Annotated in this window: 19 protein-coding genes and 1 rRNA gene; 17 read left to right on the top strand and 3 right to left on the bottom strand. The window is 42.9% G+C overall.

The genetic code is table 11. The annotated features are described in order from the left end of the window. Positions 1–5: 5 nt before the first annotated feature. The 7 genes from rrf (at position 6) to leuB (ending at position 7,138) form a co-directional block, all read left to right on the top strand. Positions 6–116, top strand: a 5S ribosomal RNA gene (gene rrf, locus N5O98_RS12045). A gap of 124 nt (positions 117–240) precedes the next feature. After that, entirely contained in the window at positions 241–474 is a 234-nt protein-coding gene (locus N5O98_RS12040; RefSeq protein WP_004311794.1) for a hypothetical protein, read from the top strand. Between the two features lie 402 nt (positions 475–876). Further along, positions 877–2,373, top strand: a complete 1,497-nt coding sequence (locus tag N5O98_RS12035) for a 2-isopropylmalate synthase (protein ID WP_004315472.1) — start codon at positions 877–879, stop codon at positions 2,371–2,373. Between the two features lie 81 nt (positions 2,374–2,454). After that, a complete protein-coding gene (leuC, locus tag N5O98_RS12030) occupies positions 2,455–3,849 on the top strand; it encodes a 3-isopropylmalate dehydratase large subunit (RefSeq protein ID WP_004311792.1) in 1,395 nt (464 codons plus the stop codon). A 41-nt stretch (positions 3,850–3,890) separates the two neighbouring features. Beyond that, complete coding sequence (gene leuD, locus N5O98_RS12025; protein ID WP_004307192.1) at positions 3,891–4,487, top strand: 3-isopropylmalate dehydratase small subunit; 597 nt, start codon at positions 3,891–3,893, stop codon at positions 4,485–4,487. Continuing rightward, positions 4,469–6,016 (top strand): alpha-isopropylmalate synthase regulatory domain-containing protein, encoded by a 1,548-nt coding sequence (locus N5O98_RS12020; protein WP_167509162.1) that lies wholly within the window; start codon positions 4,469–4,471, stop codon positions 6,014–6,016. Before leuD ends, N5O98_RS12020 begins: the two co-directional genes overlap by 19 nt. A gap of 60 nt (positions 6,017–6,076) precedes the next feature. Further along, positions 6,077–7,138 carry a 3-isopropylmalate dehydrogenase gene (gene leuB / locus N5O98_RS12015; RefSeq protein ID WP_004311790.1) on the top strand — a complete coding sequence of 354 codons (1,062 nt, stop codon included), beginning with the start codon at positions 6,077–6,079 and terminating at the stop codon, positions 7,136–7,138. Between the two features lie 217 nt (positions 7,139–7,355). Here the strand turns inward: leuB and N5O98_RS12010 are convergent, their stop codons facing one another. After that, positions 7,356–8,045 (bottom strand): phosphatase PAP2 family protein, encoded by a 690-nt coding sequence (locus N5O98_RS12010; RefSeq protein ID WP_118161358.1) that lies wholly within the window; start codon positions 8,043–8,045, stop codon positions 7,356–7,358. A 95-nt stretch (positions 8,046–8,140) separates the two neighbouring features. Next, positions 8,141–9,976, bottom strand: a complete 1,836-nt coding sequence (locus N5O98_RS12005) for an LTA synthase family protein (protein WP_182423467.1) — start codon at positions 9,974–9,976, stop codon at positions 8,141–8,143. Between the two features lie 131 nt (positions 9,977–10,107). Between N5O98_RS12005 and cysK the strand changes: the two genes are divergently transcribed. Together cysK and N5O98_RS11995 are read left to right on the top strand one after the other, a co-directional pair. Continuing rightward, entirely contained in the window at positions 10,108–11,058 is a 951-nt protein-coding gene (cysK, locus tag N5O98_RS12000; protein WP_004311787.1) for a cysteine synthase A, read from the top strand. 27 nt (positions 11,059–11,085) lie between these two features. Beyond that, the gene (locus N5O98_RS11995; RefSeq protein WP_004311786.1) at positions 11,086–11,904 is read left to right on the top strand and encodes a tetratricopeptide repeat protein; all 819 of its coding nucleotides are present in this window, start codon (positions 11,086–11,088) and stop codon (positions 11,902–11,904) included. Positions 11,905–12,110: 206 nt separating this feature from the next. Here the strand turns inward: N5O98_RS11995 and recQ are convergent, their stop codons facing one another. Further along, complete coding sequence (gene recQ, locus N5O98_RS11990; protein ID WP_117810332.1) at positions 12,111–13,919, bottom strand: DNA helicase RecQ; 1,809 nt, start codon at positions 13,917–13,919, stop codon at positions 12,111–12,113. 269 nt (positions 13,920–14,188) lie between these two features. Here recQ and N5O98_RS11985 point away from each other — a divergent pair, with 269 nt between their 5' ends. From N5O98_RS11985 to hisS, 8 genes are all read left to right on the top strand, one after another. Beyond that, positions 14,189–14,653: a helix-turn-helix domain-containing protein gene (locus N5O98_RS11985; RefSeq protein ID WP_004301101.1), complete on the top strand. Its 465-nt coding sequence runs from the start codon at positions 14,189–14,191 to the stop codon at positions 14,651–14,653. A 95-nt stretch (positions 14,654–14,748) separates the two neighbouring features. After that, a complete protein-coding gene (locus N5O98_RS11980) occupies positions 14,749–16,797 on the top strand; it encodes a dipeptidyl-peptidase 3 family protein (RefSeq protein ID WP_182423468.1) in 2,049 nt (682 codons plus the stop codon). Between the two features lie 6 nt (positions 16,798–16,803). After that, entirely contained in the window at positions 16,804–17,466 is a 663-nt protein-coding gene (locus tag N5O98_RS11975) for a DNA alkylation repair protein (RefSeq protein ID WP_004311782.1), read from the top strand. Positions 17,467–17,548: 82 nt separating this feature from the next. Further along, a complete protein-coding gene (locus tag N5O98_RS11970) occupies positions 17,549–18,037 on the top strand; it encodes a Fur family transcriptional regulator (RefSeq protein WP_004327109.1) in 489 nt (162 codons plus the stop codon). After that, positions 18,034–19,305, top strand: coding sequence for an adenylosuccinate synthase (locus N5O98_RS11965; protein ID WP_004301093.1), 1,272 nt, complete (start codon positions 18,034–18,036; stop codon positions 19,303–19,305). The genes N5O98_RS11970 and N5O98_RS11965 overlap by 4 nt, the downstream gene beginning before the upstream one ends. Positions 19,306–19,414: 109 nt before the next feature. After that, positions 19,415–20,713: an alpha-L-fucosidase gene (locus tag N5O98_RS11960; protein WP_004311780.1), complete on the top strand. Its 1,299-nt coding sequence runs from the start codon at positions 19,415–19,417 to the stop codon at positions 20,711–20,713. Positions 20,714–20,833: 120 nt separating this feature from the next. Continuing rightward, positions 20,834–21,514 (top strand): zinc metallopeptidase, encoded by a 681-nt coding sequence (locus N5O98_RS11955; RefSeq protein ID WP_004301089.1) that lies wholly within the window; start codon positions 20,834–20,836, stop codon positions 21,512–21,514. Positions 21,515–21,754: 240 nt separating this feature from the next. After that, positions 21,755–23,119 carry a histidine--tRNA ligase gene (gene hisS / locus N5O98_RS11950; RefSeq protein WP_022199839.1) on the top strand — a complete coding sequence of 455 codons (1,365 nt, stop codon included), beginning with the start codon at positions 21,755–21,757 and terminating at the stop codon, positions 23,117–23,119. Positions 23,120–23,575: the final 456 nt, after the last annotated feature.

Below are 23,575 nucleotides of genomic sequence, written 5' to 3'. Positions count from 1 at the left end.
CTTATTCAGGTGGTTATAGCACGAGGGTTCCACCTCTTCCCATTCCGAACAGAGAAGTTAAGCCTCGTCACGCCGATGGTACTGCGTAACAGTGGGAGAGTAGGTAGCCGCCGTTTTTAGAGAAGCCCCTTGATTCAGCAACGAATCAAGGGGCTTTCTGTGTTTGGTACTTTGCAAAAAAAGTGTTATATTTGCGACCGACAATTATTTTATTAAACGTTTAAAGCAAATTTGAAAGGTATGAAAACTAAATTATTTTTGGCTGCTGTAGCAGTAACATTTTCTTTTGCAATGATGTCTTGTGCTGGTAACAAAACTACTAACGCTGCTTCTGAAGGTGAAGAAACAACCGTAGAAACTGTAGAAGCTGTTGTTGAATCTGATTCTTGCTGCCAGGCTAAAGATTCTTGTGCTACTGCTTGCGACAAAAAAGCTGATTGCGCAGAAAAGAAAGAATGTTGCGATAAGAAGTAATCTATTGATTTAGAACAATAAAGAAGAAGAGGGAGAGAATGCTGAAAAACATTCTGCTCCCTCTTTTCTTTTAATGAAATATAGACCTGTATTCGTGATACATTTTTGGTAAAAATCGGCTTTAACTTATGAAATGATATTTTTTTCGATAAAAAAGTAACGTATTATTTGGTGGAAAAGAAATAATCCATACCTTTGCACCGTCAAACTATAAAAGAGACAAGAAATGAACCAGATGTTTATACATATTCTACTATGCGGTATTATTATTCTACTATCAAAGGTTAGTGGAAGTGAGTGCTGCGCGTAAATGTGTATAAATGAAAATATACGAAAGCCTTTCTCACTTCCAAGTGTGAAAGGCTTTTTTTAATGCTAATAATTATATAATATACATTGAATATGGACAATAGGTTATTTATTTTTGATACCACTCTTAGAGATGGTGAACAGGTTCCGGGATGCCAGTTGAATACAGTAGAGAAGATTCAGGTAGCAAAGGCATTGGAAGCGTTGGGAGTAGACGTGATTGAAGCCGGATTCCCCATTTCGAGCCCGGGAGATTTTAATTCAGTGATTGAGATTTCAAAAGCGGTGACTTGGCCTACTATCTGTGCTTTAACACGTGCAGTTCAAAAAGATATTGATGTTGCTGTAGATGCACTGAAATTTGCTAAACATAAACGTATTCATACCGGTATCGGTACTTCTGATTCGCACATTAAATATAAATTCAATTCGAATCGTGAGGAGATTATCGAACGTGCGGTAGCTGCCGTGAAATACGCCCGTCGTTTTGTGGACGATGTAGAGTTTTATGCAGAAGACGCAGGCCGTACGGATAACGAATATCTGGCACGTGTGGTGGAAGCCGTTATCAAAGCGGGAGCTACCGTAGTGAATATTCCTGATACAACGGGTTATTGCTTACCTTCAGAATATGGTGCTAAAATAAAATACCTGATTGACCATGTAGACGGCATCGATAATGCCATACTTTCTACTCACTGTCACAACGACTTGGGTATGGCTACTGCCAATACGATAGCCGGTGTTTTGAACGGCGCACGTCAGGTGGAAGTTACCATCAACGGTATCGGCGAACGTGCAGGAAATACTGCCCTCGAAGAAATCGCCATGATTATCAAGAGTCACCACGAAATAGATATTCAGACCAATATCAATACACAGAAGATTTATCCGACCAGCCGCATGGTATCCAGCCTGATGAATATGCCGGTACAGCCGAATAAAGCGATCGTTGGACGTAATGCTTTCGCACATTCTTCAGGTATCCATCAGGACGGTGTGTTGAAGAATGTACAGACGTATGAGATTATTGATCCGCATGATGTGGGTATTGATGATAACTCTATCGTATTGACAGCCCGTAGCGGACGTGCCGCATTGAAAAATCGTCTTTCTATTTTGGGAGTTGACCTGGAGCAGGAAAAGTTGGATAAGGTATATGATGAGTTCTTGAAGTTGGCTGATAAGAAAAAAGATATTAATGATGACGATATTTTAGTATTGGCAGGCGCAGACCGTAGCCAGAATCATCGCATCAAACTGGATTATTTGCAGGTGACGAGTGGTGTCGGCGTTCGTTCGGTAGCTAGTTTGGGATTGAACATTGCCGGTGAGAAGTTTGAGGCTTGTGCCAGCGGTAACGGTCCGGTAGATGCAGCTATCAAAGCATTGAAGAAGATTGTAGAACGCCACATGACTTTGAAAGAGTTTACTATTCAGGCTATCAGCAAGGGAAGTGATGATGTAGGTAAAGTACACATGCAGGTAGAATACGATAACCAGATTTATTATGGTTTTGGAGCTAATACAGATATTATTGCCGCTTCCGTAGAAGCTTATATTGACTGTATTAATAAATTCAAATCATAAAAAAGAGACTGACAGTCGTATCGGCATTGTAGAGATTGACTAAAATAGTAAATAGTAATTAGTAAAATAGTAAATAAACAGATGAATACATTATTTGATAAGATATGGGATGCCCACGTGGTGACTACTGTGGAAGATGGTCCTACACAGCTTTATATTGATCGCTTATATTGTCACGAAGTGACTAGTCCGCAAGCTTTTGCCGGATTGCGTGAACGTGGAATCGGAGTGTTGCGTCCGGAAAAGGTATTTTGTATGCCCGACCATAATACACCGACACACGATCAGGATAAGGAGATTGAAGATCCGATTTCTAAAACGCAGGTCGACACATTGACTAAGAATGCGAAGGATTTTGGTTTGACACACTACGGTATGATGCATCCGAAGAATGGAATTATCCATGTGGTAGGTCCCGAACGTGGTTTGACTTTGCCGGGAATGACGATTGTCTGCGGTGACTCTCACACTTCTACTCATGGTGCGATGGGAGCAATCGCTTTCGGCATCGGAACAAGTGAAGTGGAAATGGTATTGGCTTCGCAATGTATTCTTCAGTCAAGACCGAAAACAATGCGTATCACCGTAGACGGTGAACTGGGCAAAGGGGTGACTGCAAAAGATGTAGCTCTGTATATGATGTCCAAGATGACTACCAGCGGTGCTACCGGTTACTTCGTAGAATATGCAGGTTCGGCTATCCGCAATCTGACAATGGAGGGACGTCTTACCCTTTGTAACCTTTCTATCGAAATGGGTGCACGTGGTGGGATGGTTGCTCCGGACGAAGTGACTTTTGAATATATCAAGGGACGTGAAAGTGCTCCGCAAGGCGAAGCATGGGACAAGGCTTTGGCATATTGGAAGACATTGAAGAGTGATGACGATGCCGTATTCGACAAGGAAGTCCGTTTTGAAGCTGCTGATATTGAGCCGATGATTACTTACGGAACGAATCCGGGTATGGGTATGGGCATCACACAGCACATTCCTACGATGGAAGGAATGAGCGAAGCTGCACAGGTTTCATTCAAGAAATCAATGGACTATATGGGATTCCAACCGGGAGAATCTTTGTTGGGCAAAAAGATTGATTATGTATTCCTCGGCGCTTGTACAAACGGTCGTATCGAAGATTTCCGTGCATTTGCTTCCATCGTGAAAGGTCGCAAGAAAGCGGAAAATGTAATTGCATGGCTGGTTCCGGGTTCATGGATGGTAGACGCACAGATCCGTAAGGAAGGAATCGACAAGATTTTGACGGAAGCCGGATTTGCTATTCGTCAGCCGGGATGTTCTGCTTGTCTGGCAATGAACGATGATAAGATTCCTGCCGGAAAATATTCGGTATCTACCAGCAACCGTAACTTCGAAGGACGTCAGGGACCTGGTGCACGCACCTTGTTAGCTAGTCCTCTGGTGGCTGCTGCTGCGGCGGTGACAGGTGTGATTACCGATCCGAGAGAACTGATGTAATTTCAATCATAAATCATAATTTATAATTCATAAATAAGGCGATGGCTAAGACAAAATTTAATATAATCACAAGTACTTGTGTACCTCTTCCTTTAGAAAACGTAGATACCGACCAGATTATTCCGGCACGTTTCTTGAAAGCAACCACTCGTGAAGAGAAATTCTTCGGTGATAACCTTTTCCGTGACTGGCGTTACAATGCAGATGGTTCCCTGAACAAGGATTTTGTGTTGAACAACCCTACTTACAGCGGACAGATATTGGTGGCAGGTAAGAACTTCGGTTCGGGTTCCAGCCGTGAACACGCAGCCTGGGCAATTGCCGGCTATGGTTTCCGTGTGGTGGTATCCAGTTTTTTTGCCGATATTCATAAGAATAATGAGTTGAACAACTTTGTGCTTCCGGTGGTTGTAACCGAAGAGTTTCTGCAAGAATTGTTCGATTCGATAGAAGCAGACCCGAAGATGGAAGTGGAAGTGAATCTTCCCGAACAGACCATCACCAACAAGGCGACAGGTAAAAGTGAACATTTTGAAATCAATGCTTACAAGAAACTTTGTTTGATGAACGGATTGGACGATATCGATTTCTTGTTAAGCAATAAAGATAAAATAGAAGAATGGGAAAAGAAGGCGTGAAAATAGAAATCATGGACACAACGCTCCGTGATGGTGAACAAACCAGCGGAGTATCTTTCGTGCCTCATGAGAAACTAATGATCGCCCGTTTGCTGTTAGAAGATTTGAAGGTAGACCGGGTGGAGGTTGCTTCGGCGCGTGTGTCGGACGGTGAGTTTGAAGCCGTGAAGATGATTTGCGACTGGGCGGCCCGTCGTAATCTGCTCCATAAAGTGGAAGTGCTCGGCTTTGTTGACGGGCATACTTCTGTCGATTGGATTCAGCGTACCGGTTGCCGTGTGATTAACCTCCTTTGTAAAGGTTCACTGAAGCATTGTACGCAACAACTGAAAAAGACACCGGAAGAACATCTGGCAGATATCATTAATGTGGTGCATTATGCCGACGAACAGGATATAACCGTCAATGTTTATCTGGAAGATTGGAGTAACGGTATCAAAGATTCTCCCGAATATGTATTCCAGTTGATGGATGGATTGCAAGAGACGAGTGTCAAGCGTTATATGTTGCCTGACACGCTGGGTATCTTGAATCCCTTGCAAGTGATAGAGTATATGCGGAAGATGAAGAAACGTTATCCGAATACTCATCTCGATTTCCATGCGCACAATGACTATGATTTGGCAGTGAGCAACGTTCTTGCAGCTGTATTAAGCGGTGTAAAAGGACTGCATACCACCATCAACGGACTGGGCGAACGAGCAGGAAATGCTCCCCTCGCAAGTGTGCAAGCCATCCTGAAAGATCATTTCAATGCGGCGACCAATATCGACGAGAGCCGTTTGAATGATGTCAGCCGGGTAGTGGAGTCTTATTCGGGTATTATGATACCTGCCAATAAACCGATTGTAGGTGAGAATGTCTTTACACAAGTGGCAGGTGTGCATGCCGACGGCGATAACAAAAATAATCTTTACTGTAATGATTTGCTTCCCGAACGTTTTGGCCGCAAACGTGAATATGCGTTGGGCAAGACAAGCGGCAAAGCCAATATCCGCAAAAATCTCGAAGACCTCGGACTGGAGTTGGATGAAGATGCTATGCGCAAAGTGACGGAACGTATCATCGAACTGGGCGACAAGAAAGAATTGGTGACACAGGAAGATTTGCCGTACATTGTTTCTGATGTGTTGAAGCATGGATCAATAGGTGAGAAGGTCAAACTGAAGAGCTATTTTGTGAATCTGGCTCATGGCTTGAAACCGATGGCTACGTTGAAGATAGAAATCAACGGGAAAGAGTATGAAGAGAGTTCAAGTGGAGATGGTCAATATGATGCTTTTGTCCGTGCATTGCGTAAGATATATAAGGTGACGTTAGGACGCAAATTCCCGATGCTGACCAATTATGCGGTGACCATTCCTCCCGGTGGGCGTACGGATGCATTTGTGCAGACAGTAATCACATGGAGTTATGACGAGCAGGTGTTCCGTACCCGCGGACTTGATGCCGATCAGACGGAAGCTGCCATCAAAGCTACTATGAAGATGTTGAACCTCATCGAAGATGAATACGAGAAGAGCAAGTGAGAGATAACTTGCCCAAAGAATGTTTTTTATAAGAATATATAAATAGAAGAATAAACGATTATGGATTTTAAAATTGCTGTATTAGCAGGCGACGGCATCGGACCGGAGATCTCTGTGCAAGGTGTAGATGTGATGAGTGCCGTTTGCGAGAAGTTTGGCCACAAAGTAAGTTACGAATATGCAATCTGTGGAGCTGATGCGATTGATAAAGTAGGCGATCCGTTTCCGGAAGCAACCTATCAGGTTTGTAAAGATGCGGATGCTGTTTTATTTTCTGCCGTAGGCGATCCGAAATTTGATAACGACCCTACTGCTAAGGTACGTCCGGAACAAGGTTTGTTGGCGATGCGTAAGAAATTGGGACTTTTCGCTAATATCCGTCCGGTGCAGACATTCAAATGCCTGATTCACAAATCTCCGTTGCGTGCGGAACTGGTAGAGAACGCAGATTTTATCTGTATCCGTGAGTTGACCGGAGGTATGTATTTCGGTGAAAAGTATCAGGATAATGACAAAGCGTATGATACCAACTATTATACTCGCCCGGAAATCGAACGTATCTTGAAAGTGGCTTTTGAATATGCGATGAAGCGCAGAAAACATCTGACGGTGGTAGATAAGGCAAACGTGTTGGCTTCTTCCCGTCTATGGCGTCAGATTGCACAGGAAATGGCTCCGAACTATCCGGAAGTGACAACAGATTATATGTTTGTGGACAATGCTGCAATGAAAATGATTCAGGAACCTGCTTTCTTCGATGTGATGGTAACGGAAAACACCTTCGGTGATATTCTGACTGACGAAGGTTCTGTAATCAGTGGTTCTATGGGCTTGCTTCCTTCTGCTTCCACAGGCGAGAGTACTCCGGTGTTTGAACCGATTCACGGTTCATGGCCGCAGGCTAAAGGATTGAATATTGCTAATCCGTTGGCACAAATTCTTTCCGTAGCTATGTTATTTGAGTATTTCGATTGCAAAGAAGAGGGTGCGCTGATTCGTAAAGCAGTAGACGCTTCTTTGGATGAGAATGTACGTACACCGGAAATCCAGGTGGCTGACGGTGCTAAATACGGAACGAAAGAAGTAGGACAGTGGATTGTTGATTATATCAAGAAAGCTTGATATTCTACCACAGATTACACCGATTCACACAGATTGCTGATGGAGCTGTATAACAGCCCTTTATAAATAATTTCACCCACGTTATAGCTATCTATAACGTGGGTGATTTTTAATATTCAGATTTTGTTTGATAACTCCACTTACTCTTCATTCTTTTTATGGAATATCTTTTTTATCATTTGAAATCTGTGTGAATCTGTGTAATCTGTGGTGAACCTTACCAGCTTTTAATAGTGGAATATATAATGATCCCGAGCACTGTCAGCAATCCTACATAAATAGTGACTGACCATTGTTTTATATCTTTTCTCTTCGTGCGGGTGGAAGGTTCCAAATAAATGGCTATTTTGTGAGCGATAGTACAGAATAGCCAACCGCCGAATCCTCCGATAATACCTCCTACGAGTAAATCACCGGGATAATGTACACCCAAGTATATACGTGTATAGCAGTTAAGAATTGACCAAGTTACGATGAAAATACTTAGCCAACGTTTACGGAACAGAAATACTACAAACATGGCAAGACCCAATGAATTGGCCGCATGGCACGATGGGAAACCATAACTTCCTCCACGATACCCGTTTACGATATATACCATATCCACAATAGGGTTGTCCGGATTGGCGGGACGCAGGCGTGCCACTACCGGGCGGATGATACTGCTGCACATTTGGTCGGCAAAGGTTATCGTGAGCGCGATAGCTGCCACATAACATACGACTACTTTCCAGTGGAAATTTCTTAATAATATGTATAATATGGTGGCATACATGGGAACCCAGATTATTTTACCCGTGAAGGAACTCATGAAATAATCCCAGAAAGGGGAGTGTATACCATTGAAAGATAAGAAGATATTTGTATCTATCTCCGAAAGGAATTGCACGATTTCGCTATGTATCATCCGGCTTTATTGATCTATTTTTAACGTCGCAAATATACAATAAAGAATAGTAAATGTCCTATATTACCTTATAAATATTCCATATTTCTTAATAATTAGCGTTTGGCAAGATCATCGTAGAGCTTCTGTAAGAACGCTTTTCCTTTTTCTAGGTTAGCTCCTTTGGCGGTGCCTTCGTCCAGTTGCACGGTGTTGGCGTCCAGATTGTACACCAATTGGTTATCGGCAGTAATCATTCCGAAATAATCCGGCCGGGTAAAGTATGCGAAATGAGGAGAACCCGGATTCAGGATATTCTTGCTGAAAGTAAATTCATCGTGCGGCAATCCTAATTGAGCGAGCAAAGTGGCGGCAATGTCAATTTGCGAAGCATAGGTATCTATTACGAGAGGTTGTTTAATTGCACCTCCGATTAAAATCAGCGGAATGGTTTGTCCGTCCAGCGGATTTTCTATCGGGTATGGGTATGCACCCTGATGATCGGGAACGAGTACAAACAGTGTGTTTTTCCATAACGGTGTTTCCTGATACTGTTTCACGAAATCTCCCACACAACTGTCGGCATACGCAAAGGAGTTGAGGACTTTATCATCCAGCCTGTGGAACGGAACTTCGAATGGTTCGTGGCTGCTTGATGTCTGAACCAGTTTCAGGAATGGTTCTTCTTGTTTTTCTTCTTTCAGGTCTTTCATCAGGCGTTGGAACAAAACGTGATCTTGTGCTCCCCATTTTCCGGTACGTTCGGACAGAGGAAAATCTTTATCGGAAATAATCTTCTCGATACCGGAAGATACCAGGTAAGAGCGCATATTGGTGAAATCGGCATCTCCTCCATAGTAATATTCGAGGCTGTATCCTGCATTTTTCAAGCTGCGGGGGATGGAAGGAAGTTTGTCCGTCTTTTCGGGATATTTCATGATGCTGGTACTCGGCTGTCCGGGATATCCGCTGATGATAGATGCCAGTCCGCGGTCTGTGCGGAAACTACTGCCGTAGAAGTTGCTGAATAATACACCTTCTTTTGCGAATTTATCCATGTTGACAGCCACATTGGGTTGTCCTCCGAAAGTTTCCATCAAGTGTGTGGAGAAACTCTCAAGGATAATGAAAATAATGTTCGGGCGTTGTGTATTCAATAATTGGGGGATGCTGTCCGTTGCTGCGACGGGTTTGTCTACCATCTCTGCAAATAATTCGTCGGCTATTTTCGGGTCCATGAAGCGATACTGCTTATCGAAATTATTCTGATGGGTGGCAGAATACATGAAGCTGAATGCCGGATTAATGGCTGCATGATTCATGCGTTGATCCTGACTGAAATACACTTTGCTTAAATTCATGGTGGATACGCTGAATCCGCCCCGGATAGGGATGAAGAGTGCCGCTGTCAGCAAAAGCAGTGCAAGCGAGACATTCTGGCGTCGATAAGGTATTTTCAGAGGCTTTTTCTCCCGGATAAGGACGCAATAGAAAATACAGTATAGAATTGCTGCATAGATCAATATAGCTAGAATTCCAAGTAGAACAAACCAAAAACTGACACTTGCCATGGCATCTTTGGGAGAAGAGAAGAAATAGAAAATAGGAGTGGCGTCCAGACGGAATCCCCAAAATCCGTATAATCCCAAGTCAATGATAAAAATGCAGGCCATGACAAAGGCTATTACTCCGAAATATCCTTGCCGGATGCGGCGGAGTATGGATGAATTTGTCCAGGCGGAAACAATGAGCAGGATGCCGGGGATAGCGGTCAGGTAGCCTGCAAGAGATAAATCCAGCGGTAATCCGTGCCACATGACGCGGAAATAGTCACCCAAAGATACATTAGTATATAAGTCATGGTAGTAAACCATGAAGATTGGTTTCTGAAGAACGAATAAAAGAACAAATAAAAAATAGGTCGTGAGAAATTGTATAATTCTCTTTTTCATATATGTAAACTTAAAAAGATTGAACGGATACAAAGTTACTATACTTTTCCTTATCTTTCTCATGATGTGATGTAAAACATACCTTTTTTTCCATATCTTTGTCGTGTCTGTGACAAAAATGAAGTAATAAGATGGCAAAGATTGCAAAGAAACTAACAGATTTAGTGGGGAATACCCCTTTGATGGAACTTTCCGGTTATAGTGGAAAGTATGGTCTGGAACAAAATATTATTGCCAAACTGGAGGCTTTTAATCCGGCGGGAAGTGTAAAAGACAGAGTCGCTCTTTCGATGATTGAAGATGCGGAAGCTCGTGGAGCATTGAAACCCGGTGCAACGATTATTGAGCCGACAAGCGGAAATACAGGTGTAGGGTTGGCAATGGTGGCTACTATTAAAGGGTATCACCTGATATTGACCATGCCCGAAACGATGAGTCTGGAACGGCGGAATCTGTTGAAAGCGTTGGGTGCGCAGATTGTATTGACAGATGGGCTGGGAGGGATGGCAGCTTCCATTGCCAAAGCGCAGGAGTTGCGTGATAGTATTCCCGGTTCGGTGATTTTGCAACAATTTGAAAATCCCGCCAATGCTGCTGTTCATGAACGGACAACGGGTGAAGAAATTTGGAGGGATACAGACGGTGAAGTGGCCGTTTTTGTAGCCGGAGTTGGTACCGGGGGAACAGTCTGCGGGGTAGCCCGTGCTTTGAAGAAACATAATCCGAATATTTATATTGTTGCTGTGGAACCTGCATCGTCTCCAGTGTTGGCAGGCGGAGAGGCGGCTTCGCATCGTATTCAAGGTATTGGAGCGAATTTTATCCCGAAGCTTTATGATGCTTCGGTGGTGGATGAAGTAATAGGCGTGCCAGATGATGAAGCGATTCGTGCAGGACGTGAGTTAGCGGCAACAGAAGGTCTGTTGGCGGGTATTTCTTCGGGAGCAGCTGTGTATGCCGCCCGTCAACTGTCACAACGCCCGGAATTTAAGAACAAAAAAATAGTAGCGTTGTTACCTGATACGGGAGAGCGTTATTTGTCGACCGAACTGTTTGCTTTTGACGCATATCCATTGGATTAATTCATTCACTATAAAAAGACCTGAACCATGGTAAGAATAATTATAGCTTTGCTTTTTTGTTTTCCGGCTGTTACCTTTGCGCAAACCTATCAGCAATTGTCCGAGAGAGCCATTGAGTGTATCGAAAAAGACAGTCTTCCCCAGGCAGAGGAACTTTTGCTTCAGGCTTTGAAGTTGGAACCGAAAAACGCAAAGAATGCACTGCTCTTTTCTAACTTGGGGTTGGTTCAGCGCCGTTTGGGCGAGTTTGATAAAGCATTGGAATCTTATTCTTTTGCACTGAACTTTGCTCCTTTGGCAGTCCCTATTTTGCTCGACCGTGCCGCCATTTATATGGAAATGGGAAAAACAGACCGTGCTTATACGGATTATTGCCAGGTGTTGGACGAGGACAAGCAGAACAAAGAAGCTTTGTTGATGCGTGCTTATATTTATGTGCTCCGCCGCGATTATCCGGCTGCGAGAATAGATTATAATCGTTTATTGGAACTCGATCCGCAGAGCTATAGCGGACGGCTGGGACTGGCTACTTTGGAGCAGAAAGAAGGAAAATTCCGGGAAGCTCTTGAGATATTGAATAAGATGCTTGCGGCCACTCCTGAAGATGCGACGCTCTATATTGCCCGTGCCGATGTGGAACGTGAGATGAAACATGAGGATTTGGCATTGGTCGATTTGGAGGAAGCCATCCGGTTGGATGCTGCCTCGGCTGATGCTTATCTGTTGCGTGGAAATATCTACCTGGCACAGAAGAAGAAAGGACTGGCAAAAGCCGACTTTGAAAAAGCTATTTCATTGGGAGTGCCTCCGGCTGATTTGCACGAGCAATTGCGGCAATGCAAGTGAAGTTATCAATAAGCCAACTATATCTTTCCGGTTTACATAAGTTAGAGCCTTTTGTTATATGCATTAGTTCGTTCCACAGTTGTTTCCCTTTAGTTCTACCTATGTGGAACTAAAGGGAAACAACTGTGGAACGGAAAGATAACCTTAGTGGAACGAATAATCATTAGTCAGGTGACTCGTTAATATATACTATTCAAGAATTTCTTTTATTCTACGAACTGTCTAATCAGATTTACGAAATCCTTTCCATATTTCTTTTTCTTGTGTTCGCCGATACCACTGATTTCTCCAAACTCTTCGATGGTGGTGGGACGTGAGATACAAAGCAGATGCAACACTTTGTCTGACAAGACGATATAGGCGGGCAAAGCTTCCTGATCGGCAAGTTGTTTTCTTAATCCTCGCAATGCTTCGAACAAATCTTGGCTTTCGCCGCCTGCCGCGCCGAAGGGGAGTTCTTTGGCGATAACCACTTTTTTCTTTTTTCCTTTTCGGGTAACTGCTTCCTCATGCTGGATAACTACCAATGCCGCTTGTGTCCTTCCGAAGAGAACATCACTTCCGCTTGACGTTATTTTGAGATGATTATTCTCATTATAAGCTATTTCAAAGTAGCCGAGTTGCAGCATTTGAAGCAGATAGTCTTGCCAGTCACGAGGAGGAATGTCGCGTCCGGCACCGAACGTTTTAAGTTCCTGATACCCTTTTCCGGTTACTTCCGCAGAATAGTTTCCACGAAGAATATCAATCAACACTCCTGTGCTGATTTGTTGTTCTGTGCGTGCGATGGCACTTAATGCTTTTTGCACGATGACTGTACCGTCGAATCGTTGAGGGGGATTTTTACAAACATCGCAGTTGCCGCAATCCTCTGTTGTTGTTTCTCCGAAATAGCTTAATAAGATTCTTCGTCGGCAAATGTCGGCCTCTGCGTATTGCTGCATACGTTGGAGCTTTTCCAGATTGATATTTTGCTGATTACTTTCCGAAGCGAATTTAGTTAGTAATATTAAGTCTCCTAATGAATAAAACAGGACAGTATTGCTGGGAAGCCCGTCACGTCCGGCACGTCCTATTTCCTGATAAAAGCTTTCTATACTTTTAGGCAGGTTATAATGTATCACCCAGCGGACATTTGATTTATCAATCCCCATTCCAAAAGCAATGGTGGCACATACCACCTGTATGCGGTCGTTAATAAAATCATTCTGTGTTTCGTCCCGGTGTTGAGTGGATAACCCCGCGTGATAAACCCCGCAACGGATACCCTGCTTTTGTAACATCTGTGCGACGGTTTCCGTCTTACTTCGGCTCATGCAGTAAATAATCCCGCTTTCTCCCCCGTGGCGGTGGATGAATTCTAAGATAGCCTTGTTCTTTTCCTTCGCTTGAAATCCACGTTTCACAGTCAGGCTGATGTTGGGACGGTCGAACGAGGAAATGAAGGTACGCGGATGGTTAAGATGCAATTGCCGTACGATGTCTTCGCGCGTGATTTTATCCGCGGTGGCGGTTAGTGCGACAATCGGTATTTGCGGAAATTGTTGGTGGAGCACTCCCATTTGTGTGTATTCCGGACGGAAATCATGTCCCCATTGCGAAATACAATGAGCTTCATCAATAGCAAACAGAGAGATGTTCATATCCCGCAACAAATAGTCCTTTTCAGCTAAAAGTTTTTCCGGTGAAATGTAAAGCAGCTTCAGGCGGCCTTCAATGCATGCACGGCGCAGATTAGCGTTTTCTGTTTCGTCATTACTGCTGTTCAGTGCTCCGGCAGCGATGCCGTTTGCCAGCAATGCTTCTACCTGATCTTTCATCAATGAGATGAGTGGAGAAACGACAACGGCAGTACCTTCGCAAAGCAGTGCGGGAAGTTGGTAACAGATCGATTTCCCCCCACCAGTGGGCATTAATACCAATGCATCCTGTTTGTTCAGGATGTGGCGGATGATTTCTTCTTGCAGAGGACGGAAACTATCGTACCCGAAATATGTCTTTAAAGTCTCTCTCATTGATGCTGATTTATCCATGCTGCAAAGGTACATTTTTCTTTGGCAATTTTCATCATGTGTAGATTTCAGTTTCTGATATGAATTATAAATAAGTTAAAGTTTCTTATTATTCAAGGCTATTCCTTCTTTTTCAAGGTTTTTGATTGTTTATTTAGAAAAAAAATGCACAAAATAATTGTGTGTTTAAAAAAAAAGTAAGACATTTGTAACATGTTATGTTGCAAATGAGCAATTATTAACAAATGAACAAACCCTAACCAGTTAATTCAATGAGTGATTTAGAGAACAAAAAAACGGAAGAAACTCCGAAAAAACGTCCCTACAATTTGAGGGAAAAGAAAGAAAAGAAGGCTGCATACAGGTCTTTGATTAGACCGGAATTGGCAGACGAGTTGTATGACAAGATCCTGAATATCATCGTTGTACAGAAGAAGTACAAGGATCCTGACTATTCAGCTAAGGACTTGGCGAAAGAATTGAAGACGAATACTCGTTACCTTTCTGCAGTAGTAAACTCACGCTTTGGCATGAACTATTCTTGCCTGTTGAATGAATACAGAGTAAAAGATGCTTTGCATTTATTGACTGACAAACGTTATGCCGACAAAAATGTGGAAGAAATTAGTGCCATGGTTGGCTTTGCAAATCGTCAATCTTTTTACGCTGCATTTTACAAAAACGTAGGTGAGACTCCTAATGGATATCGCAAAAAACATCTCGAAAATAAGAAATAATTGCGCGTTCCGAAATTAGTCAAAAGGAATTACCTCTAAATGAAAGATTTTGGAGATAATTCCTTTTCTCATTTTAATTAATCAATGCTAGCATTATGAAAAAACATCTGATTTTAATGACAGTGGCCGCTACGCTTTTAACATCGTGCGGAGGAAGTAAAACAACAACTGCTGAAGCAGACAAATTTGATTATACAGTGGAACAATTTGCTGATTTACAGATATTGCGTTATAAAGTTCCCGGATTTGAGGAACTGACGCTGAAACAGAAGGAACTGATTTATTACCTGACAGAGGCTGCTTTGGAGGGAAGGGATATTCTGTTTGACCAGAATGGAAAATATAATTTGAGAATCCGTCGGATGCTCGAAGCAGTATATACAAACTATCAGGGAGATAAAACAACGCCTGATTTTAAAAATATGGAGGTGTATCTGAAAAGGGTATGGTTCTCCAATGGTATTCATCACCACTATGGTACGGAGAAATTTGTGCCCAACTTCTCGCAGGAGTTCTTGAAACAGGCTGTACTCGGTATAGATGCCCAGTTGCTGCCGTTGGCGAAAGGGCAGACTGCCGAACAACTTTGTGCTGAACTGTTTCCGGTGATTTTCGATCCGACTGTTATGCCGAAACGGGTAAACCAGGCGGATGGCGAAGATCTTGTGTTGACTTCTGCTTGTAACTATTATGACGGAGTGACGCAGAAAGAGGCAGAGAGTTTTTATAGCGCCCTGAAAGACCCGAAAGACGAAACACCGGTTTCTTACGGGCTGAACAGTCGGCTGGTCAAAGAAAACGGAAAGTTGGAGGAGAAAGTTTGGAAAGTAGGCGGACTCTATACACAGGCAATAGAGAAGATTGTTTATTGGCTGAAAAAGGCGGAAGGTGTAGCGGAGAATGAGGCACAAAAGGCCGTCATCACCAAACTGATTCAATTCTATGAAACAGGCAATCTGAAAGATTTCGATGAATATGCCATTCTTTGGGTGAAAGACCTTGATTCACGAATCGACTTTGTGAATGGATTTACTGAAAGTTATGGTGACCCGTTGGGTATGAAAGCGAGCTGGGAGTCTTTGGTGAATTTCAAAGATTTGGAATCAACGCACCGCACAGAGATAATCAGTAGCAATGCGCAGTGGTTTGAAGATCATTCTCCGGTAGATAAATCTTTCAAGAAAGAAAAGGTAAAAGGGGTATCGGCTAAAGTGATTACTGCCGCTATCCTTGCAGGTGATCTTTACCCGGCAACGGCTATCGGTATCAATCTGCCGAATGCAAACTGGATTCGTGCTCACCACGGCTCTAAATCGGTGACAATCGGAAATATAACAGATGCTTATAATAAAGCCGCTCACGGAAACGGATTCAACGAAGAATTTGTTTATAGCGATGCGGAAATACAACTGATCGATGCCTATTCTGACTTAACGGACGAGCTGCATACGGACTTGCACGAATGTTTGGGACACGGTTCCGGTAAGTTGCTTCCGGGCGTAGATCCGGATGCATTGAAGGCTTATGGCTCTACCATCGAAGAGGCACGTGCTGATTTATTCGGATTGTATTATGTAGCCGATCCGAAGCTGGTGGAACTGGGATTGCTCTCTTCTCCCGATGCTTATAAGGCTCAATACTATACTTATCTGATGAACGGGTTGATGACACAACTGGTACGTATCGAACCGGGAAATAGTGTTGAAGAAGCTCACATGCGCAATCGCCAGCTGATAGCCCGTTGGGTATTTGAAAAAGGAGCTGTCGATAAAGCGGTGGAACTGGTGAAGAAAGACGGAAAGACTTATGTGGTTATCAATGACTATCAGAAGGTACGTCAGCTTTTCGGCGAATTATTAGCTGAAATTCAGCGCATCAAGTCGACTGGCGATTTTGAAGGTGCTCGTACATTAGTAGAAAACTATGCGGTAAAAGTGGATCCGGCTCTGCATGCAGAAGTTCTGGAACGCTATAAGAAGCTGAATCTAGCTCCTTACAAAGGCTTTGTGAATCCGAAATACGAACTGGTGACAGATGAAAACGGAACTGTTACAGATGTCACAGTTTCCTATGATGAAGGTTATGTAGAACAAATGCTGCGTTACAGCACTGATTATTCTCCGCTGCCTTCCATAAACAACTGATCTGAAATGGATATTAAAGAACAATTGAAAGATATCAAGACACAGCTCCGTCTCTCTATGAACGGGGCTGTGTCCCAAAGTATGCGTGAGAAAGGGCTGGTTTATAAACTCAATTTCGGAGTGGAACTGCCTCGTATCAAGATGATTGCCGAAAGTTATGAGAAGAATCATGACCTGGCACAGGCTCTGTGGAAAGAGGACATTCGCGAATGTAAAATTCTGGCGGGGATGCTTCAGCCGATTGAAACGTTTTATCCTGAGATAGCCGACATTTGGGTAGAAAATATCCGGAATATCGAAATAGCCGAGCTGACTTGCATGAATCTCTTCCAGCATTTGCCGTATGCTCCGGCCAAATCTTTTCACTGGATTGCAGATGAGCAAGAGTATATACAGACTTGCGGTTTTCTGACTGCTGCCCGTCTTCTGATGAAGAAAGGGGATATGACCGAACGCGCCTCCGGCGAATTACTCGATCAGGCAATCTGTGCTGTACATTCCAACAGTTATCATGTTCGTAACGCTGCTTTATTGGTTATCCGCAAATATATGCAGCATAGTGAAGAACATGCCTTTCAAGTATGCCGTCTGGTGGAGGGAATGGCTGGTTCTACCTTGGAAGGGGAGCAGATGCTCTACAACATGGTGAAAGAAGAGACTGAAGAATAATTAACCCATTACTTATTTCTAGGAATTTCTTTTGCTTTCCGCAAAAAAGGCTTAACTTTGTTCGCGCTAATTTTGGCTGATGATGGAAACTCAAAACGTGAAAGATACAGTAAGGCAGATATTCACGGAATATCTCACGGCGAACGGGCATCGTAAGACTCCTGAACGCTACGCCATACTCGATACTATTTATTCTATCGACGGTCATTTCGATATTGACATGCTTTATTCACGGATGATGGACCAGGAGAATTTCCGGGTGAGCCGTGCAACTCTCTACAATACCATTATCCTCCTTATCAATGCACGACTGGTCATTAAGCATCAGTTTGGCACTTCTTCCCAATACGAAAAATCATATAATCGCGAGACACATCATCATCAGATATGTACTCAATGTGGTAGAGTGACCGAGTTTCAGAACGAGGAATTACAGCATGCCATTGAAAATACGAAATTGAGCCGCTTCCAGCTTTCGCATTACTCCTTATATATATATGGAGTATGTAGTAAGTGCGACAGAGCTAACAAACGGAAAAAAGTAAATAACAACAATAAAAAAGAAAAATGAAAGTAGATGTTCTATTAGGATTACAATGGGGCGACGAAGGTAAAGGAAAAGTAGTCGACGTTTTAACACCTAAGTATGATGTGGTTGCTCGTTTTCAGGGCGGCCCGAATGCCGGTCACACGCTTGAGTTCGAAGGACAGAAATATGTGCTCCGCTCTATTCCTTCCGGTATTTTTCAAGGAAACAAGGTAAACATCATCGGTAACGGTGTGGTACTTGATCCGGCATTGTTTAAGGCAGAGGCAGAAGCGCTTGAAGCATCAGGTCATCCGCTGAAAGAACGTTTGCACATTTCAAAGAAAGCTCATCTGATTCTTCCGACACACCGCATTCTGGATGCTGCCTATGAAGCAGCCAAAGGAGACGCCAAAGTAGGAACTACCGGCAAGGGTATCGGCCCTACTTATACGGATAAAGTGAGCCGTAACGGTGTTCGTGTAGGTGATATTCTTCATAATTTCGACCAGAAGTATGCTGCCGCAAAAGCTCGTCACGAACAAATTCTGAAGAGCCTGAATTATGAATACGATCTTACTGAACTGGAAAAAGCATGGTTGGAAGGTATCGAATACCTGAAACAATTCCATTTTGTAGATAGCGAACATGAAGTGAATAATCTGTTGAAAGATGGTAAGAGCGTTCTTTGTGAAGGAGCGCAGGGTACTATGCTTGATATTGATTTCGGTTCATATCCGTTCGTGACTTCTTCCAATACCGTATGTGCGGGAGCCTGCACCGGACTGGGAGTGGCGCCTAACCGTATCGGTGAAGTATATGGTATCTTCAAAGCATACTGTACTCGTGTAGGAGCAGGCCCGTTCCCATCAGAACTGTTTGATGAAACAGGTGACAAGATGTGTACTTTGGGACATGAATTCGGTTCTGTTACCGGACGTAAACGTCGTTGTGGATGGATCGACCTGGTAGCGCTGAAGTATTCCGTTATGATAAACGGGGTTACCAAATTGATTATGATGAAGAGCGATGTACTCGATACTTTCGAAACAATCAAAGCTTGTGTTGCCTACAAAGTGAATGGTGAAGAAATCGATTATTTCCCGTATGACATCACAGAAGGGGTAGAACCTGTTTATGCAGAGCTTCCGGGCTGGCAGACAGATATGACCAAGATGCAGAGCGAAGATGAATTCCCGGAAGAGTTCAACGCTTATCTGACTTTCCTGGAAGAACAACTTGGCGTAGAAATCAAGATTGTTTCTGTAGGACCGGACAGAGCACAGACGATCGAACGTTATACAGAAGAATAACCATTGATTTATTATATGGAGGAAAGGCGGAGATTGAAGAAAAACTCCGCCTTTTTTATTCAAGCCTTTGTAGTCTATTCTAAACACACAGAAAAATAATGTACGCCTTATGAAAACACGTTTTATTACTTTCCTTTTGTTGTTCGTCATGAACTTGGGAGCATTTGCACAGTCTCCTTATCAGCCTGCCGAAGAGAATCTGAAAGCACGGCAGGAATTTCAGGACAATAAGTTTGGTATTTTTCTTCATTGGGGGCTATATGCCATGCTCGCTACCGGTGAGTGGACTATGACAAACAATAATCTGAATTATAAAGAGTATGCCAAACTGGCAGGTGGATTTTATCCTTCCAAGTTTAATGCCGATAAATGGGTGGAGGCTATTAAAGCTTCGGGAGCCAAATATATCTGTTTTACTAGCCGTCATCACGAAGGTTTTTCTATGTTCGATACTAAGTATTCGGATTATAACGTAGTCAAAGCCACCCCTTTTAAAAGAGATATTGTGAAAGAACTGGCAGCTGCCTGTGCCAAGCAGGGAATCAAGCTTCATTTTTATTATTCTCATCTTGACTGGGCGCGTGAGGACTATCCCTGGGGACGTACAGGACAGGGGACGGGACGTTCGAACTCGAAAGGGGATTGGAAAAGCTATTATCAATTCATGAATAACCAGTTGACGGAGTTACTGACGAATTATGGTCCGGTAGGTGCCATCTGGTTTGACGGATGGTGGGATCAACCTAAATCTTTTAACTGGGAATTACCGGAGCAGTATGCTTTGATTCATAAACTCCAACCGGGCTGCCTGGTGGGTAACAATCATCATCAGACGCCTTTTGATGGAGAAGATATTCAGATTTTCGAACGCGATCTGCCGGGTGAGAATGCTTCGGGACTTTCTGGACAGGAGGTGAGTCGCTTGCCGTTGGAAACTTGCGAAACAATGAATGGTATGTGGGGATATAAGATTACCGACCAGAATTATAAATCTACAAAGACATTGATTCACTATCTGGTGAAGGCAGCCGGTAAGAATGCCAATCTTTTGATGAATATCGGCCCTCAACCTGATGGGGAACTTCCTGCGGTAGCTGTGCAACGCTTGGCAGAGATGGGAGAGTGGATGAAACAATATGGCGAAACGATCTATGGAACACGAAGCGGCATAGTTGCTCCGCATGATTGGGGAGTGACCACACAAAAAGGAAATAAACTCTATGTACATATCCTCGACCTGAAAGATGCAGCTTTGTTCCTGCCATTGACAGGCAAGAAGGTTAAGAAAGCAGTCTTGTTTAAAGATCAGTCTCCGGTTCGTTTCACAAAGACGAAAGCTGGTGTTTTGCTCGAATTCGCCGAGGTACCAAAAGATATTGACTATGTAGTAGAACTGACAATTGACTAATTTTTAGCTAATTCTTCATAAAAGCAAGGGGAAACTATTCTGACATTGAACGTTTCCCCTTATTTTTGGCAAACAATTTGTTTATAGATATATAGAGTAATAATTAAAATTGAAAAGTATATGATGTCTTATTGGGTATTATTTATAGGAATCGCTGTTGTCAGTTGGTTGGTACAGATGAATTTGCAAAACAAATTCAAGAAGTACTCTAAGATTCCTACAGGAAACGGAATGACAGGACGCGATGTTGCTTTGAAGATGTTGCATGACAATGGAATTTATGATGTGCAGGTTACACATACGCCGGGACGGTTGACCGACCACTACAATCCTACTAACAAAACAGTGAATTTGAGTGAAGGGGTGTATGAAAGTAACAGCATTATGGCGGCTGCCGTAGCGGCCCATGAATGTGGACACGCTGTGCAGCATGCACGTATGTACGCTCCGTTGAAGATGCGTAGTGCGCTGGTTCCGGTTGTGAACTTTGCTTCTTCCATTATGACGTGGGTATTGTTGGGTGGTATCTTGCTGATAAACTCTTTTCCGCAGTTATTGCTGGCAGGTATTATCTTGTTCGCTATGACTACATTGTTCAGCTTTATCACGCTGCCGGTGGAAATCAATGCAAGTAAACGTGCATTGGTATGGTTGAGTTCATCCGGCATTACTAATTCGTACAATCATGCACAGGCAGAAGACGCTCTTCGTTCAGCTGCTTATACGTATGTAGTTGCTGCATTAGGTTCATTAGCAACATTGGTTTACTACATCATGATCTTCATGGGTAGAAGAGACTAAGAAATGAAAAAGGGAAAAGGCAGTTTTGCCAGCTTCCTTCTATAGAATAAAAAGGGATCCTCCGCAGTCTTTCCAAAGACTATGGAGGATTTTTTATATAGTTTGGAGGACTTGTTTGAGTGTTTCTTTACGATATTAATAGGGGATGGACACAATACGGGTGATTTTTTCAAATATATGTAAGCATTGCTCGGAAATTTGCAGTAAATTTGCGCCATTAAAATTATAAACAGTAATATTATGGCAGCAAAACCAAGTATTCCTAAAGGAACTCGTGACTTTTCGCCGGTAGAAATGGCGAAGCGTAATTATATATTCAATACGATTCGTGACGTATATCATTTGTATGGATTCCAGCAGATAGAGACTCCGTCTATGGAGATGCTTTCTACACTGATGGGAAAGTACGGCGATGAAGGGGATAAACTACTCTTTAAGATTCAAAATTCAGGAGATTACTTTTCCGGGATTACTGACGAAGAATTATTAAGCCGTAATGCAGTCAAACTGGCAAGCAAATTTTGTGAGAAAGGTTTGCGTTATGATTTGACAGTACCTTTTGCTCGCTACGTCGTGATGCATCGTGATGAGATCACTTTCCCGTTCAAACGCTATCAGATTCAACCGGTATGGCGTGCCGACCGCCCGCAGAAAGGACGTTATCGCGAATTTTATCAATGTGATGCCGATGTTGTAGGAAGCGATTCGTTATTGAACGAAGTGGAATTGATGCAGATTGTCGATACCGTTTTTAGTCGTTTCAATATTCGTGTATGTATTAAGATTAACAACCGCAAGATTCTTTCCGGTATTGCTGAAATTATAGGCGAATCGGATAAGATTGTAGATATTACCGTAGCAATTGACAAACTGGATAAAATTGGTCTGGATAATGTAAATGCCGAACTGAAAGAGAAGGGAATCAGTGATGAGGCTATTGCCAAGTTGCAACCGATCATTCTTCTTAGTGGTACGAATGCAGAGAAATTGGCAACACTGAAGAATGTGTTATCAGCCAGTGAAGTAGGGCTGAAGGGAGTGGAAGAGAGTGAATTTATTCTGAATACATTGGAAACAATGGGCTTGAAGAATGAAATAGAGCTTGATCTTACTTTAGCTCGTGGACTGAACTATTATACAGGAGCTATCTTTGAAGTGAAAGCACTGGATGTACAGATTGGCAGTATCACTGGTGGTGGTCGTTATGATAATCTGACCGGAGTATTCGGTATGGCAGGAGTGTCCGGAGTGGGTATCTCTTTTGGTGCAGACCGTATCTTCGATGTCCTGAACCAGCTCGAACTTTACCCGAAAGAAGCTGTAAACGGAACAGAACTTCTGTTTATCAACTTCGGTGAAAAGGAAGCTGCATACTCAATGGGAATTTTGGCTAAGGTACGTGCTGCCAATATTCGTGCCGAGATCTTCCCGGATGCTGCCAAGATGAAGAAACAGATGAGTTATGCCAATGCGAAGAATATTCCGTTTGTAGCTATTGTCGGTGAGAACGAAATGAACGAAGGCAAAGTGATGTTGAAGAATATGGAGACTGGAGAACAGAACCTTGTTTCAGCAGACGAACTGATTGCTATTGTGAAGAAATAGCATATATATTTTTTATACTGCGTGTTGAAGACGAACTTTGTCACTGTCTTGGGAGTATATATCCACTGAACTGGTTGCAAATAATTCAATATTAGAATGTTAGTTCCCAAAAAAAGATGTATAGGAAGGGGCTGAATGCCTGTACTGAATGTGGCTTAAGAAAAAAGAGTGACAAAAATAGTTTTTTTGATTTTATTTTTATAGTTTTGCAATGTTTCTCACGCCGATACCTCATTCGTGAGGTTAGGGTGGTGTGGGAAACATATTATATAAGGAAAGACGTTTACTTGACGTTTTGTCTTTGGCTACTTTTAAAACTTCGCAACTTTTAATCACTGTCAAGGAACAAAGCAATGGTAGATGTCCATGGGATATGTTTATATTCTTGATGCATTTTTTGAGTACTCAAAAGGTGTATCTTGCTTCGTATACATATCGGCGTGGGCTTCTGCGTTG

Source organism: Bacteroides sp. LFL-34 (assembly GCF_027257075.1).
Taxonomy (GTDB): domain Bacteria; phylum Bacteroidota; class Bacteroidia; order Bacteroidales; family Bacteroidaceae; genus Bacteroides; species Bacteroides ovatus.
The sequence above is the reverse complement of the archived record's forward strand: the minus strand, read 5'-3'. Positions and strand labels throughout refer to the sequence as shown.

Bases quoted from the DNA above. Each gene is read 5' to 3' on its own strand.
- N5O98_RS12040 (WP_004311794.1), top strand. From the start codon at position 241: ATGAAAACTAAATTATTTTTGGCTGCTGTAGCAGTAACATTTTCTTTT.
- N5O98_RS12035 (WP_004315472.1), top strand. From the start codon at position 877: ATGGACAATAGGTTATTTATTTTTGATACCACTCTTAGAGATGGTGAA.
- leuC (WP_004311792.1), top strand. From the start codon at position 2,455: ATGAATACATTATTTGATAAGATATGGGATGCCCACGTGGTGACTACT.
- leuD (WP_004307192.1), top strand. From the start codon at position 3,891: ATGGCTAAGACAAAATTTAATATAATCACAAGTACTTGTGTACCTCTT.
- N5O98_RS12020 (WP_167509162.1), top strand. From the start codon at position 4,469: ATGGGAAAAGAAGGCGTGAAAATAGAAATCATGGACACAACGCTCCGT.
- leuB (WP_004311790.1), top strand. From the start codon at position 6,077: ATGGATTTTAAAATTGCTGTATTAGCAGGCGACGGCATCGGACCGGAG.
- N5O98_RS12010 (WP_118161358.1), bottom strand. From the start codon at position 8,045: ATGATACATAGCGAAATCGTGCAATTCCTTTCGGAGATAGATACAAAT.
- N5O98_RS12005 (WP_182423467.1), bottom strand. From the start codon at position 9,976: ATGAAAAAGAGAATTATACAATTTCTCACGACCTATTTTTTATTTGTT.
- cysK (WP_004311787.1), top strand. From the start codon at position 10,108: ATGGCAAAGATTGCAAAGAAACTAACAGATTTAGTGGGGAATACCCCT.
- N5O98_RS11995 (WP_004311786.1), top strand. From the start codon at position 11,086: ATGGTAAGAATAATTATAGCTTTGCTTTTTTGTTTTCCGGCTGTTACC.
- recQ (WP_117810332.1), bottom strand. From the start codon at position 13,919: ATGAGAGAGACTTTAAAGACATATTTCGGGTACGATAGTTTCCGTCCT.
- N5O98_RS11985 (WP_004301101.1), top strand. From the start codon at position 14,189: ATGAGTGATTTAGAGAACAAAAAAACGGAAGAAACTCCGAAAAAACGT.
- N5O98_RS11980 (WP_182423468.1), top strand. From the start codon at position 14,749: ATGAAAAAACATCTGATTTTAATGACAGTGGCCGCTACGCTTTTAACA.
- N5O98_RS11975 (WP_004311782.1), top strand. From the start codon at position 16,804: ATGGATATTAAAGAACAATTGAAAGATATCAAGACACAGCTCCGTCTC.
- N5O98_RS11970 (WP_004327109.1), top strand. From the start codon at position 17,549: ATGGAAACTCAAAACGTGAAAGATACAGTAAGGCAGATATTCACGGAA.
- N5O98_RS11965 (WP_004301093.1), top strand. From the start codon at position 18,034: ATGAAAGTAGATGTTCTATTAGGATTACAATGGGGCGACGAAGGTAAA.
- N5O98_RS11960 (WP_004311780.1), top strand. From the start codon at position 19,415: ATGAAAACACGTTTTATTACTTTCCTTTTGTTGTTCGTCATGAACTTG.
- N5O98_RS11955 (WP_004301089.1), top strand. From the start codon at position 20,834: ATGATGTCTTATTGGGTATTATTTATAGGAATCGCTGTTGTCAGTTGG.
- hisS (WP_022199839.1), top strand. From the start codon at position 21,755: ATGGCAGCAAAACCAAGTATTCCTAAAGGAACTCGTGACTTTTCGCCG.